At 65.1% G+C, this 14,154-nt stretch carries 12 protein-coding genes; 6 read left to right on the top strand and 6 right to left on the bottom strand.

What is annotated here, in order from left to right; translation table 11 throughout:
• Together B215_RS21850 and B215_RS0115145 are read right to left on the bottom strand one after the other, a co-directional pair.
• Positions 1–258, bottom strand: a 258-nt coding sequence (locus B215_RS21850) for a hypothetical protein (RefSeq protein ID WP_237718467.1), incomplete at its 3' end; no start/stop codon positions are given.
• 245 nt (positions 259–503) lie between these two features.
• The gene (locus tag B215_RS0115145) at positions 504–1,127 is read right to left on the bottom strand and encodes a DNA-3-methyladenine glycosylase family protein (RefSeq protein ID WP_019370494.1); all 624 of its coding nucleotides are present in this window, start codon (positions 1,125–1,127) and stop codon (positions 504–506) included.
• A 63-nt stretch (positions 1,128–1,190) separates the two neighbouring features.
• Here B215_RS0115145 and B215_RS0115140 point away from each other — a divergent pair, with 63 nt between their 5' ends.
• On the top strand, positions 1,191–1,508 hold the full coding sequence (locus B215_RS0115140; RefSeq protein ID WP_019370493.1) for a 2Fe-2S iron-sulfur cluster-binding protein: 318 nt from the start codon (positions 1,191–1,193) through the stop codon (positions 1,506–1,508).
• A 21-nt stretch (positions 1,509–1,529) separates the two neighbouring features.
• Here B215_RS0115140 and B215_RS20235 read toward each other — a convergent pair whose 3' ends face one another.
• Both B215_RS20235 and infC read right to left on the bottom strand, forming a co-directional pair.
• Entirely contained in the window at positions 1,530–2,399 is an 870-nt protein-coding gene (locus B215_RS20235) for a glycoside hydrolase family 16 protein (RefSeq protein ID WP_236704479.1), read from the bottom strand.
• Between the two features lie 23 nt (positions 2,400–2,422).
• Positions 2,423–2,959, bottom strand: coding sequence for a translation initiation factor IF-3 (infC, locus tag B215_RS0115130; protein ID WP_037513896.1), 537 nt, complete (start codon positions 2,957–2,959; stop codon positions 2,423–2,425).
• Positions 2,960–3,211: 252 nt separating this feature from the next.
• Between infC and B215_RS0115125 the strand changes: the two genes are divergently transcribed.
• Entirely contained in the window at positions 3,212–3,907 is a 696-nt protein-coding gene (locus B215_RS0115125) for a hypothetical protein (protein ID WP_019370489.1), read from the top strand.
• Positions 3,908–3,956: 49 nt separating this feature from the next.
• Here the strand turns inward: B215_RS0115125 and thrS are convergent, their stop codons facing one another.
• Positions 3,957–5,948: a threonine--tRNA ligase gene (gene thrS / locus B215_RS0115120; RefSeq protein ID WP_019370488.1), complete on the bottom strand. Its 1,992-nt coding sequence runs from the start codon at positions 5,946–5,948 to the stop codon at positions 3,957–3,959.
• Between the two features lie 273 nt (positions 5,949–6,221).
• On the opposite strand from thrS, the gene B215_RS0115115 reads away from it, so the two are divergent.
• On the top strand, positions 6,222–7,484 hold the full coding sequence (locus tag B215_RS0115115; RefSeq protein WP_019370487.1) for an MFS transporter: 1,263 nt from the start codon (positions 6,222–6,224) through the stop codon (positions 7,482–7,484).
• A 27-nt stretch (positions 7,485–7,511) separates the two neighbouring features.
• On the top strand, positions 7,512–8,678 hold the full coding sequence (locus tag B215_RS0115110; protein ID WP_050990193.1) for a glycoside hydrolase family 68 protein: 1,167 nt from the start codon (positions 7,512–7,514) through the stop codon (positions 8,676–8,678).
• Here the strand turns inward: B215_RS0115110 and B215_RS0115105 are convergent, their stop codons facing one another.
• On the bottom strand, positions 8,679–9,704 hold the full coding sequence (locus B215_RS0115105) for a LacI family DNA-binding transcriptional regulator (protein WP_026009296.1): 1,026 nt from the start codon (positions 9,702–9,704) through the stop codon (positions 8,679–8,681).
• A 154-nt stretch (positions 9,705–9,858) separates the two neighbouring features.
• Between B215_RS0115105 and B215_RS0115100 the strand changes: the two genes are divergently transcribed.
• Together B215_RS0115100 and B215_RS0115095 are read left to right on the top strand one after the other, a co-directional pair.
• Entirely contained in the window at positions 9,859–12,408 is a 2,550-nt protein-coding gene (locus B215_RS0115100; protein ID WP_019370484.1) for a TonB-dependent receptor, read from the top strand.
• Between the two features lie 69 nt (positions 12,409–12,477).
• Entirely contained in the window at positions 12,478–13,974 is a 1,497-nt protein-coding gene (locus B215_RS0115095) for a tryptophan halogenase family protein (protein ID WP_019370483.1), read from the top strand.
• Positions 13,975–14,154 lie beyond the last annotated feature (180 nt).

Below are 14,154 nucleotides of genomic sequence, written 5' to 3'. Positions count from 1 at the left end.
TTCCTGCGGATATGATCCAGATTGATCGGAAAACGCTCTAGCCTCGTAGAATTCGGGGCGATCGGGAAGCGTGCGCAGAAAGGCCTGAATGGCAGGCTGACGCGACTTTTGCGCGGTGACGCAGTCGGTAAATTCCGTGAGGAGCAACAGCTTTTCGGTAGGGGTCGGTTCCTCCGACCGAGGTCGCGCTTCCGCGGCGGTGATGGATAGGTGCCCGCAAATTAATGTGAGTACCGCCAGGCCCCGAACGGCTTGCATGATCCCCTCCGTGCATTGCTCTATATCGGGAATATTGTCGCACGGGTGTAATCGCCGCTCAAGCGATTTGTATTTCGTTGCAATCTTTAATCTTCAACTTCTGACAAAGGCGCTTCCGCTTAGGCATCTTGCCTGAGCCCCTTTCCTTCAGGGGCGGGATTAAGGGTGAACTGGCCCCACAGCCACAATGTGTTCATCGTGCCCAACCCCTAATCCTTCCCTGCAGGGCAGCGACTTTCGCGCGTTCAGATCGCGCTCTTTGCCATGCCGTAATGGTGCCATGCGAAGATCGCTGCGGCGCCGCGATGGGGACGCCAAGCTTCGGACCAGGCGCGCGTCTGTTTCTCGCTGGGACGTTCGGGGTGGCCGAGAATGCGTCCGATCTCGATCTGCACGGCCAGATCGCCTGCTGGCCAGATGTCCGGCCGTCCTTCGGCAAACAACAGATAGATCTCCGCCGACCAACGGCCGATGCCCTTGATGCGGGTGAGGGCGGCGATCGCTTCCTCGTCGTCCTGTGGCAACGCGGCCAGGTCCAACGTGCCGCTCGTCACCTCTTCGGCAAGGCTGCGGGCATAGCCGATCTTCTGGCGAGAGAGACCGGCGCCGCGCAAGGTCTCGTCGCTGGCAAGCGCCAGGGCAGCAGGATCTTCCGCCGTGCCCAGTGCCGCCTCCAGCTTGCTCCAAATCGATGCGGCGGCGGCAACGCTTACCTGCTGCCCCACGATCGTGCGCAGCAGCGTGGCGTAACCGGGCGCGCGGATCCGCGGTTCGGGATAGCCGGCGCGTAAGAGTGCTTCCGCGAAGGCCGGCTCGAGGGCCGCCAATGCGTCAATCGACCCCTTCAGCTGTTCAGCGCTCAGGCCCATGCAGTGGCTCCTTGAATTGGCCCCGGTTCGTCGGCATGGACACCACAAACCAAGGAGAAGCAGATGCCCCAGCTTACGGTCGTGACGCGTGATGGAACCGAGCGAACGGTGACCGGCGATGCCGGCCTGAGCCTGATGGAAGTGATTCGAGACAACGGATTCGACGAGCTGCTGGCACTGTGTGGCGGCTGCTGCAGCTGCGCCACCTGCCATGTGCATGTCGATCCGGAATTTGCGGACAAACTGCCCAAGATGAGCATGGACGAAGACGATCTGCTCGACAGCGCCTCCGATCGAGACGCGACGTCACGCCTTTCGTGCCAGGTGCCTTTCACCGAGGCGCTGGATGGCCTGCGCGTGCGGATCGCGGCAGAGGACTGAAGAGCGGCAGGGGCGGGCAGGTTACCGCCCCTTATTCTTCTCCGGCGCCTGCCAGACGCGAACATAGTCGATCTCCATCCGCGACGGGAAGGCGGCAGGATCGACCCCCTGCATCCCACCCCATCCGCCCACTGCCACGTTGAGCAGCAGATATTGCGGTTTGTCGAACGGCCAGGTGGCGGCATCGCCCTTATGGTCGTTGTTAAACCGCATATAGGCATGGCCGTCCACGCCGATCAGAATGCGGTCTTTGTTCCAGTCCAGCTGATAGCTGTGGAAGGCAGTGCAGGCGTCGGCGACCTTGGTGGTCGCGCCCTTCTGCGTATGCTTCGGATGGTTATAGGCGCCGGTATGAATGGTGCCATGCACCGTCTGCGGGTCCCAGCCGACAAACTCCATCACATCGATCTCGCCAAGTTTCGGCCAGCGGGCGTTCTGGTCGGTGCCGAGCATCCAGATTGCCGGCCACATACCTTTGCCGCAAGCGAGCTTGGCGCGGACCTCGACGAAACCATAGGTCCAGCTTGCGATCCCGCGCGTGAACAGGCGGGCGGAGCTATAGTCCTGACCGCCATAATCCGCCTGGCTCGACAGACGCTCGCGTCGCGCCTCCAGGATCAGTCGGCCGTTCTCAACGCGAGCATTTTCCGGGCGGTTCGCTGCATAATATTGCAGCTCTTCGTTGTGCCAGCCTTGGCGGTTCCGTTCGGTATCATAGGCCCAACGCTTCGGATCGGGCATCGTGCCCGAGTCGAATTCATCGGCCCAGACGAGTCGGGCGTTGCTGGGAACCGCGATCGGTTCGTCGGCGGCGGCAGCGCTGGGCGGGGACGCCGCGGTCTGGGCGCGCGCGGAGCCCGGCAAAGCCCAGGCGACGGCCGCCGCCGCCAACAGCGGAAGCGGCCGCCCAACCATCACTTCGGCGAGAGCACCATCAGCATCTGACGGCCTTCCATGCGCGGATAGCTTTCGACCTTAGCCACTTCCGCGGCATCCTGCTGGACGCGCTGGAGCAGTTGCATGCCGAGCTGGCCATGGGAAAGCTCACGACCGCGGAAGCGCAGCGTGACCTTCACCTTGTCACCTTCGCCGATGAACTTGAGGATGTTGCGCATCTTCACGTCGTAATCGTGGTCGTCGATGTTGGGACGCATCTTGATCTCTTTGATCTCCTGCGTCTTTTGAGTCTTGCGTGCGAGATTCGCTTTCTTCTGCGCCTCGTACTTGAACTTGCCCACATCGAGGAACTTGGCGACGGGCGGATCGGCGTTGGGCGACACTTCGACAAGGTCGAGCCCGACCTCGGCAGCCTGCGCCATCGCCTCGCGCGTGTACATCACACCGAGATTTTCGCCATCCTGGTCAATGACGCGAACCTTGGGCGACTGGATGAATTCGTTAAACCGCGGACCGTTGAGCGGCATAGCGGGCGCCATCGGGCGCCGGGTCATGGGAGGACGTATACGACTTGCTCCTGTAGTTGATCAGCGGCCTATATAGACAATTCCACGGCCAGAGAGAAGGTCCAGCCGTGGCGATTTCGCGGCATCGTCATAATTGTTCTTGCCGGCAGCGGGCGACACGGCATTCATCCATTGGCGGAGAAAAAGGCCTGCAAAATCCGTTATATCCCGAGGGCCGCGCCTATAATGGCCAAGGGTGCCGCAGGGGCGCCGACGATGCCAGCGACTTGGGGACGGAAAATGAAGTTGGTAGGGATTGCGGCGGCGCTGGGCGCTGCATTGCTGGCGGCGTCTGTGCCTGCGGCGGCGCAGGAACGCGCATCAGGCGAAGGCAAGGTGAGCATCGGCGTTACCGCCGGCACGCTTGGGGTGGGGCCGGAGATCGGCTACCGGGCGAGTGAGACGGTGGGCGTGCGCGCCAACGGCGGCTTTCTGGGCGTGGACCATGATTTCACCTCGGGCGGTATCGAGTATAACGGCCATGCCAAGCTGTCGTCCGTGGGGGCGATCGTGGATCTCTATCCGTTCGGCGGCGGTTTCCGGATTTCCGGCGGCGTGCGCTACAATGGCAATGAAGGCCGGGTGCGGGCGACGCCCAATGGACCAACGCGGATCGGCAGCCTGATCTTCACTCCGCAGCAGATCGGCACCATCACGGGGCGCGCCGAGGTGCGCGAATTCGCGCCGCAGCTGATGCTCGGTTATGGCGGAAGCATGCGCAAGGGGCTGAGCTTCAACATCGAGGCGGGCGCGCTGTTCCAGGGAGCAGTGCGCATCCGCGACTTCACCTCGAACGGTTCGCTTGCGACCGACCAGACGCTCGCCGGGACAACCTATCGCAACGAACTGGCCAAGCAGCGGCAGGAATTGCAGGACAAGGCGAACGATTATCCGATTTACCCGATCCTGCAGGTGGGGCTGAAGTACCGCTTCTGAAGCGCCCTTCGTCCCCCTCCCATGATTGGGAGGGGGACTTTGCGGCGGGTTAGGCGAGGTCCGGCGCCAGCGCTTCGGCCTTGAGCCGCGCGATCGCTTCGTCCAGAGTCAGCATGGTCTGGCCCTGGCTGCCGAGGACGCGGAGCGCCACGGTGCTTTCCTCGGCCTCACGCTTGCCGACGACCAGCAGGTTGGGCACCTTGGCCAGCGAGTGCTCGCGCACCTTGTAGTTGATCTTCTCGTTGCGCAGGTCGCTCTCGACGCGGATGCCCGCCGCCTGGAGCTTCGCCACAACTTCACGGGCATAGTCGTCGGCGTCGGACACGATCGTCGCTACCACCGCCTGCACCGGCGCGAGCCAGGTCGGCAGCTTGCCGGCGAAATGCTCGATCAGGATGCCGATGAACCGCTCGTACGAGCCGAAGATCGCGCGGTGGAGCATCACCGGCCGGTGGCGCTCGCCATCCTCGCCGACGTAACTCGCATCGAGACGCTCGGGCAGCACCCGGTCCGACTGGATGGTGCCGACCTGCCAGGTGCGGCCGATCGCGTCGGTGAGGTGCCATTCCAGCTTGGGCGCGTAGAAGGCGCCTTCGCCGGGCAGTTCCTCCCAGCCATATTCGGGCGTGGCGAGGCCGGCGGCGACCACCGCGTCGCGCAGCTCGTTCTCAGCCTGGTCCCACATTTCCTCGGTGCCGAAGCGCTTCTCCGGGCGCAGCGCGAGCTTGATCGCATAGCTGAAGCCGAAATGCTTGTAGACGCGGTCGGCCAGCGCGCAGAACGCCTTCACCTCGTCGACGATCTGGTCCTCGCGGCAGAAGATGTGGCCGTCGTCCTGGGTGAACTGGCGGACGCGCATCAGCCCGTGCAGCGCGCCGTGCGGCTCGTTGCGGTGGCAGCAGCCATTCTCGACCAGCCGCATCGGCAGGTCGCGATACGACTTGATCCCCTGCTTGAAGATCAGCACGTGCGCCGGGCAGTTCATCGGCTTGAGTGCCATCCACTGGACGTCGTCCGACACCATCGGGCCTTCGTCCTCGATGTTCGGCGTCTCGTCGGGGATGACGAACATGTTCTGGCGATACTTGCCCCAGTGGCCGGACTGCTCCCACTGGCGCGCGTCCATCACCTGCGGCGTCTTCACTTCCTTGCTGCCCGCGCCGTTGACCGCGCGGCGCATATAATCCTCGAGCACGCGGTAGATGACATAGCCGTTGGGGTGCCAGAACACGGAGCCATGCGCTTCCTGTTGGAGGTGGAACAGGTCCATCTCGGCGCCGAGCTTGCGGTGGTCGCGCTTGGCGGCCTCTTCCAGGCGCGTCAGATGCTCCTGGAGCTGCTTCTTGTTCAGCCAGCCGGTGCCGTAGATGCGGCTGAGCATCGCGTTCTTCTGGTCGCCGCGCCAATAGGCGCCCGACACGCGGGTCAGCTTGAACGCATCCGCCGCGACCTTGCCGGTGGAGGCGAGGTGGGGGCCGCGGCACATGTCGAGCCAGGCGTCCTCGCCCTTGCCGGCGCGATAGACGGTCAGCTCTTCGCCCTCGGGGAGCTCCTTGGCCCATTCGGCCTTGAAGGTTTCCCCCTGCGCCGTCCAGCGCGCGATCAGGTCGGCGCGCGACCAGACTTCGCGGATCAGCGGCTCGTCGCGCGCGATGATGCGGCGCATCTCCTCCTCGATCGCCGGCAGGTCCTCCTCGGTGAAGGGGCGGTCCTTGGGGGCGAAGTCATAGTAGAAGCCGTCGTCCGTCGACGGGCCGAAGGTGATCTGCGTGCCCGGGAACAGGTGCTGCACCGCTTCCGCCAGGATATGCGCATAGTCGTGGCGCACGAGATCGAGCGCGTCGGCCTCGTCCTTGGCGGTGACGAGGGCGAGCTGGGCGTCGCCCTCGAACGGACGGCCGATGTCGCGCAGCTCGCCATCGACGCGCGCGGCGAGCGCCGCCTTGGCGAGGCCGGGCCCGATCGCCGCGGCGATGTCCGCCGGGGTAGTCCCCGGGGCTACCTCGCGGACGGAACCGTCGGGCAGCGTAATGCGGAACATCTCGGACACGGGATAGACCCTTCTTCTTGGGTGTGAAACGGAGCGCGGCTTATGCCCGCGCGGGGGCGATATAGGCAAGCGTTGCGAAAACGGCACCACCACAGGGCCGCAGCGCTCGCATTCGTTTGCCCCAACTTCCTTGTGCAATCGATTGTTGCCCGGAACTGGGAATCGTTCCATAGTGGCCGGGAGGACCAGGCGAAGGGCCGGCGGGAGAGGGCGATGACGAACCTAAGCGGAAAACCGCATTTGCCCTTGTGGCGTATTCTGGAAATGAACCTCGGATTTCTGGGTCTGCAATTCAGCTTCGGGCTGCAGCAGGGCAACATGGCGCCGATTTATTCCTATCTCGGTGCTTCGGAGGCGTCGCTGCCGCTGCTCCAGCTCGCTGGGCCGATGACTGGTCTGCTCGTTCAGCCGATCATCGGTGCGATGAGCGACTGTACAGATAGCCGCTGGGGCCGCCGCACGCCCTATTTCCTTACCGGCGCCGTGCTATGTGCGCTCGGCCTGTTCTTCATGCCGCTCAGCAGTTCGATCTTAATGGCTGTATCGATGTTGTGGATCCTCGATGCCGGCAACAACATCACCATGGAGCCGTATCGCGCCTATGTGTCGGATCGACTCGATCCCAAACAGCATGGGCTGGGGTTCCTGACGCAGAGCGCATTCACCGGATTGGCGCAGATGCTGGCGTTCCTCACGCCATCGCTGCTGGTCTGGGCGGGCATGAACCGCGACTGGGTGGATTCGCACAACATTCCCTACACGGCGCGAGTCGCATTCATGGTCGGCGCGGCGCTTTCGTTCGGCACCATCCTGTGGTCGGTGCTGCGCGTGCCCGAACTGCCGCTTACGCCCGCCGAGCGCGCGCATATCGCCGCGCAGCCCAAGTCGGTTGTGGCGACGCTGCGCGAGATCGGGGACGCCATTCTCCATATGCCGGTCGCCATGCGCAAGCTGGCGCTGATGAGCCTTTTCCAATGGTATGCGATGATGGCGTACTGGACGTACGTCATTCTCGCAGTGGCGCGATCGGTGTACGGTACCGGCGATTCCACCTCGTCGGGATTTCGCGAAGCGGTGCTTACCAATGGTGAGCTCGCGGCCTTCTACAATGCCGTGGCGTTCGTTGCGGCGTTTGCAATGGTGCCGGTTGCGCGGCGGATCGGCGCGGCGCGGCTGCATGCCTTGTGCCTGGTCTGCGCCGGCATTGGCATGTTGTGGCTGCCCCATGTTACCGCCAAGGCTTGGCTGTTCGCGCCGGCGATTGGTCTGGGGCTCGGCTGGGCCAGCATGATGGGCAATCCCTATGTGATCCTCGCCGGATCCATCCCGCCCGAACGTACCGGCGTCTATATGGGCATTTTCAACATGATGATCGTGATCCCGATGCTGTTGTTCACGGTGACGGTGCCGATTTTCTATGGCTCGCTGCTGGGCGGGGATGCCCGCAATGTCCTCAGCCTGTGCGGCGTGCTGATGTTCCTGGCAGCCCTGGCGGTATGGAGCGCCCGCGATCGCAGACCGGCCTGAGCCGCGCACCTTGCTCCAATCCCCGCTATGTTAGACAAGAGGTTTCTCGTGCACCATCTCGCCCTAGCCCCCGAACCCTGCGCCGCATGGACCCGGGAAGCGGTTGCCGGCATTCCCGCTCAGCGCGATGCGGCGCTGCCGGTGCTGGCACCGGGCGGCGCTCCGCTGGTGCCCGACCATGACGTGTGGGACATGTGGCAGATTGCGCATCCGGACGGCAGCACCGTGCGGCGCGGCGGGCGCAGCTGGTGGTTCTTTCTCGCCGCGCCCAGGCTGGACGACCCGGAGGGGCGACACGATGCCGCCCGGATCTGGCTGACCAGCCACGATGCTGATGGCTGGCGCGCGCACGGCCCGGTCTTTGCCCCCGGCTTCACCCCCGGTGCTCGTGAATGGTCCGGCTCGGCGGTGCTGGAGGCGGATGGGAAAACGCTGACGCACTACTTCACTGCTGCCGGCCGATATGGGCAGGCAATCACCTTTGAGCAGCGGCTCTTCGTGTCGCGCGGCCGCTTTCTGGTCGACGGCGGAACGCCGCGGCTAGAGGGGTGGAGCGCGCCCGAGGAGATCGTGGCAGCGGACGGTGCAGTCTATGCCGTGGCCGATGAAGCCGTGGCGGCGCCGCATGGCATCAAGGGCTTCAGAGACCCGGGGTATTTCCGCGACCCGGCTGACGGCGCCGATTATGTGCTGTTCACCGCCAATGCGGGTTGGGCCGAGACACCGGTGAGCGGGGTGATCGGCATAGCGCAGCGGCGAGATGGGGCATGGCAGCTGCAACCGCCGCTGCTGTCGGCAATCGGCGTCAACAGCGAGCTGGAGCGCCCGCACATCGTGCACCGTGGCGGCAAGTACTATCTGTTCTGGAGCACGCAGGCGCGCCGGTTTGCGGCGGACATCGCCGCGCCCACCGGGCTGTATGCGATGGTGGCGGAATCGATGCGGGGTCCGTGGCGACCGGTGAACGGCACCGGGCTGGTTGCGGGCAATCCGGCCGAACGGCCCACCCAGGCTTATTGCTGGTGGGTAACGGGCGAAGGCGAGGTGCTGAGCTTCGTGGACTATCCGGGGCTCGATACGAACGGTGCGGTGACGCTAGCGAGCGCCGAAGGGCGGCGGCGGCACTTCGGCGGCGTGCCGGCGCCGTTCTTCACCCTCGACTTCGCTGGCGATCGGGTGACAATCCGACGCTGATCACGCCGAGTCGCGGACCACCAGCTCGGGCTGCATCACTACCGAGGCGCTGTCTTGCCCCTCGATCCGGGCGAACAGTGCTTCCACCATTGCTTTTGCGCCGCCGGCAATATCCTGCTTGACCGTGGTGAGGCGCGGCACCGTCTGCAGCGCCAGCGGCAGATCGTCATAGCCTACCACGGGCACGTCGCCGGGCACGGCCATCCCCTGATCGGCCAAAACACGCAGCGTCGTCATTGCGATAACATCGGATCCCGCAGCGATGCCGTCGATGCGATCCAGGTGCCGCGCCATGTGGCCGGCGATTTCCTGTTCCATCATGTCGGACGCCAGATGGGTATCCAGCTGCAGCGGTGCCGGCATGCCCGCGGCCTCGGCGGCGGCGCAGATGCCAGCATAGCGTTGGCGGATTTCCGGGGCGCGCAATTCGCCCAGAAACGCGATCCGCCGCACGCCGCGCGCGATCAGATGCTCGCCAGCGAGGCGCCCGCCCACGACGTTTTCGGTGCCGACCGCGCAGTGGATCTGTCCCGGCGCGCTGGTGCCCCAAGCGATGAGCGGGCGATAGCGCTGTGCAACCCGCTCGATCGCCGCCATCTGGTCCGACTGGCCGATCAGCAAGACACCATCGAGCATGCCCGAGTCGACAATACGCTCCAGCCAATCCGCGGCGTCGGGAATGATCCGCGAGAGCATCACGTCATAGCCGTTCTCCGTCAGCGCATCGGCGAGGTGGCCCAGCATTGTCATGAAAAACGGATCGGAAAGATGCTGCCGCCGCTCATGGCCTAGCGGTACGACGATACCGATCACGCCGGTCTTCTGGGTCCGTAATCGGCGCGCCATCTGGTTGGGACGAAAGCCGTGCTCGGCGGCGAGCGCCTGGATGCGCTGGCGGGTTTCGGGGTTCACCAGTGACTTGTCGGCCAGCGCCCGAGAAACGGTGCCGGTCGACACTCCCGCCAGCTGCGCGAGGTCCGCGAGGGTCCGTACGGGACGGCGTGGTGGGGCGGCTTGGTCTGTCACAGAAACACCTCAGTGGCTTGTGCGAGGAGGTTGGGCAAGTCTCCCGATAAACAAACGATTGCAGCAGCCATTGCAATCGATTGTAATTGCGAGTATGGAATGATGCCAAGGGCTCCCGTCAAGAGGGTCCGCCAAGCCGATTGGGAGAGAGTTGATGGCACAGTTCCGTTCGCGTCCGCTGGTTTCGCTGCACGCCGTTGCCTGGCTGATGGCAAGTGCGGGCGCTGCTTCCGCGCAGGATGCTGCCCCGCAGGATGGTGCGCCGCCGGAGGCGGCGACGCAGGCAGGCTTTCTGGACGAGATCGTCGTGACCGCAGTCCCCACCAGCCGCAGCAAGATGCAGAGCTCGGTCTCGGTGACCGATCTTTCCGCCGAGTCGGTGCAGAATCTGGCGCCGCGTTCCGAAGCCGAAGTCTTTCGCTTGATCCCTGGCATCCGCGCCGAATCGACGGCGGGGCCGGGCGGCAATTCGAACATCACCGTGCGCGGCCTGCCGCTGGCGTCCGGCGGCTCGAAATATGTCCAGCTGCAGGAAGACGGCCTGCCGGTCGTCGAGTTCGGCGACATCGCCTTCGGCAACAATGACTATTGGACGCGCTACGACCTGACCGTGGACCGGGTGCAAGCGATTCGCGGCGGTTCCGCTTCCACCTTCGCCAGCCAGGCGCCGGGTGCGGTGATCAACTATGTGTCGAAGACGGGGGATACCGCAGGCGGCGAAATCCGCGCGACCACCGGGCTTGGCTACAATGAAAGCCGGTTGGACTTCAATGTCGGCGGCCCGATCAATTCCACGCTGAAGGCCAATATCGGTGGCTTTTATCGCACCGGCGAGGGCCCGCGCGACCTGCCGTACCGCGCGCTGGAAGGTTATCAGATCAAGGGCAACATCACGCAGAGCTTCGATGCCGATCGCGGCTATCTGCGGCTTTCGTTCAAGGCGCTGGATGATCGCGCCCCGACCTATACCGCGTCCCCCATGCAGGTGCTGGTGGAGGGGAACAAGATCACCGGCTATCGCGCGCTGCCCGGCTTCGATGCACGGTCCGACACCAATTTCTCCAACCTCAACCGCACCTTCACCACGGTCAACCCCGATGGATCGACGAAGCAGGGCGACAATGCGGACGGCATCCATGTGAAGTCGCGCAGCATCGGTGCGCAGTTGCATTGGGGCACTGGTGCGTTCGAGGTCGACAACAAGTTCGCCTATAGCTGGAACAGCGGCACCTTCTCCGCGCCGTTCCTGGGCAGCCTCACCAACGTCACCGGCCTGACGAGCGGTGCCGGGGCGTACAGCATCGCCGCCGGGGGGCGGACCTACACCGCGACGCGCGCCGTTTACGCCAACGGCCCGCGTGCCGGGCAGACGGTGGCCGGATCGGTCGTCGTCAACCAGAACCCCAACCTCTATACCGACATGACCGGCATGGATCATTGGGCCAACGATCTGGGCGTGACCGGCAAGTTCGGGCTGGGCACCGGCCAGGTGACGGCGCGGGCGGGCTGGTATCATTCGCGCCAGCAGATCGCGATGAACTGGCACTGGAACGGCAGCCTGACCGAGGCGGTGCCGGGCGGGGCACTGATCGACCTGCTGAGCGCCGACGGCACCCGGCTGACCGACGCCGGGCTGACCGGCTACAACAACCAATGGGGCGGCACGAGCCGGCAGTACGACCTGCACTACACCACCGACGCGCCCTATCTTTCGCTCAACTATGCCGACGATGCGCTCGACCTCGACGGCAGCGTGCGGTTCGACAACATGAAGGGCGGCGGCACCTTCTATCCCACCGGCGCGCGCACCAGCCGCGACATCAACGGCGACGGCCGGCTGAGCGTGGCCGAGCAGAATGTGTATCTGACCAACTTCGCCGCGGCGCAGCCGATCGACTACAAGATCGATTACACCAGCTGGTCGTTCGGCGGGAACTACCGGTTCACCTCCAGCACCAGCGCGTTCGTCCGCGTCTCGCGCGGCAACCGTGCCAATGCGGACCGGGTGGTTTCGGACTTTGCCGGCGCCTTCACCTCGACCGGCCAACTGACGACGCTGGGCGAGGCCGTGGTGGTGAACCCGGTGACGCAGCAGGAACTGGGCATCAAGCAGCGCGGCCGGCTGGCGGGCGGCAACTACGGCGTGTTCGTCACTGGCTTCCGCAGCCAGGCCACCGAGTATAATTTCGACCTGACCACCCAGCGCCAAACATTCCAGAAGTACAAGACCTGGGGTATCGAGCTGGAGTCGCAATATACCAATGGCGGCTTCTCGCTGCTGGCCAATATAGTCTACACCCATTCGCGTATCGCCGAGGATCTGATCAGCGGCAATGCCGGCAAGACGCCGCGGGCGACGCCGGACCTGATGTACACCATCGCGCCTACCTACGACTTCGGGCTGGCGGCGATCGGATTCACCCTGATCGGCCAGACCGACAGCTATCCGCAGGATGATAACCGCCTGAAGCAGAAGGGCTCGAACGTCGTCAGCGCGTTTGTTCGGGTGCGGCCGGTCGACCGGCTGGAAGTGTCCCTCAACGCCAACAACCTGTTCAACGCCTGGGACCAGGCCGGCCGGCTGGACCAGGGCAGCGTCGCCGAACTGCAGTCGCTCGGCCAACTGTACGGCGTGCCCTACGCGGCCACCAACCGCGTTGGCGTGGGCCGGACCGTGTCGATCTCCGCCGGCTATCGCTTCTGAGCGCTCCTCCCGGAGCCGGCGCGGCGGTACCCCCTACGCCGCCGCGCCGCGATGGGATAGGATGACGGCATGAGCGAGGACCGCCGCATTCGTTCGATCTGCATCGCCGGCGGCGGATCGGCGGGGTGGATGACGGCCGCGGCGCTGGCCAATGCGCTGGGGAGCAGCGTGGCGATCACGCTGGTGGAATCGAGCGCGATCGGCACCGTCGGCGTGGGCGAGGCGACGATCCCGCCGATCCGCCTGTTCAACCGCACGCTCGGAATCGACGAGGCCGAGTTCGTCCGCCGCACCCGCGGATCGTTCAAGCTGGGGATCGAATTCGTCGACTGGGGGCGGATCGGCACACGCTATTTCCACCCATTCGGCCCGTTCGGCCGCGACTTCGACCTGGTGCCGCTCCACCAATACTGGCTCGACGCCCGCGACAAGGGCGGCGCCCCGGCGCTCGACGACTTGTCGATGGCCTGGGCAGCGGCGAAACGAGGCAAGTTCGCCCCGCCGCTCGCCGATCCGCGCAGCGTGGGCTCCACCTTCGACTATGCCTATCACTTCGATGCCGGGCTCTATGCCGCGTTGCTGCGCGACTATGCCGAGGCGCGCGGCGTGGCGCGGATCGATGCGGAAATCGCCGGCGCGGATCGGGACGGCGAGCGCGGCGACCTTACCGCGGTGCGGCTGCAGGACGGCCGGCGTATCGCGGCAGACCTGTTCGTCGACTGCTCGGGCTTTCGCGGCCTGTTGATCGAGGAGGTGCTGGGCACGGGCTATATCGACTGGCGCCACTGGCTGCCCTGCGACCGAGCGGTGGCAGTGCCGTGCGAGCGCGGCGCCTTCACGCCCTATACTCGATCGACGGCGCGGGCGGCGGGGTGGCAATGGCGCATCCCGCTGCAGCACCGCACCGGCAACGGCCATGTCCATTGCAGCGCCTTCATGGGCGAGGACGAGGCGACGGCGATCCTGCTCGCCAATCTGGACGGCGCGCCGCTGGCCGAGCCCCGGACGCTGCGCTTCACCACCGGCCACCGCCAGCGCTTCTGGAGCCACAATGTCGTCGCCATCGGGCTTTCGAGCGGGTTCCTGGAGCCGCTGGAATCGACCAGCCTGCACCTGATCCAGGCCGGCATTTCCAAACTGCTCGCGCTGTTCCCGACGCGCGACATGGATCCGCTGCTGATCGACGAGTTCAACCGCATCTCGATCGCCGAGTTCGAGCGGATCCGCGACTTTCTGATCCTGCACTACAAGCTGACCGAGCGGGAAGATTCGCCCTTGTGGCGCTATTGCGCGACGATGGCGGTGCCGGACACGCTGCAATGGAAGATCGACCATTTCCGCAGCACCGGCCGGCTGGTCGCACGCGAATTCGACCTGTTCGCAGCGCCCTCGTGGCTGGCGGTGCATATCGGGCAAGGCAACTGGCCGACGGGACGCGACGCGCTGCTGGCGGCGCGGGGCATCGACGGGCGGGCGCACCTCGCCAAGCTCGCCGATGCGATGGCGCGGGCGGCGGAAACCATGCCCGACCATGCCGACTATGTGGCGGGGCTGATCGGCGCTTAAGTTTAGGAAGTTTAGGCGTTCGGCGGTTTGTGCGGCCTTGGCGAAGTTTAGGAAGTTTAGGCGCGCGGCGGTTTGTGCGGCCGGGCGAAGTTTAGGAAGTTCACGCGCGCGGCGGCTTGTGCGACCCGGACGAAGTTTAGGAAGTTTAGGCGCTCGCGCGTGCGGGCGCGTTAGCGACGG

This window comes from Sphingomonas sp. ATCC 31555, from assembly GCF_000282895.1.
Taxonomy (GTDB): Bacteria; Pseudomonadota; Alphaproteobacteria; order Sphingomonadales; family Sphingomonadaceae; genus Sphingomonas.
This window is presented reverse-complemented; position numbering and strand designations above follow the sequence as displayed.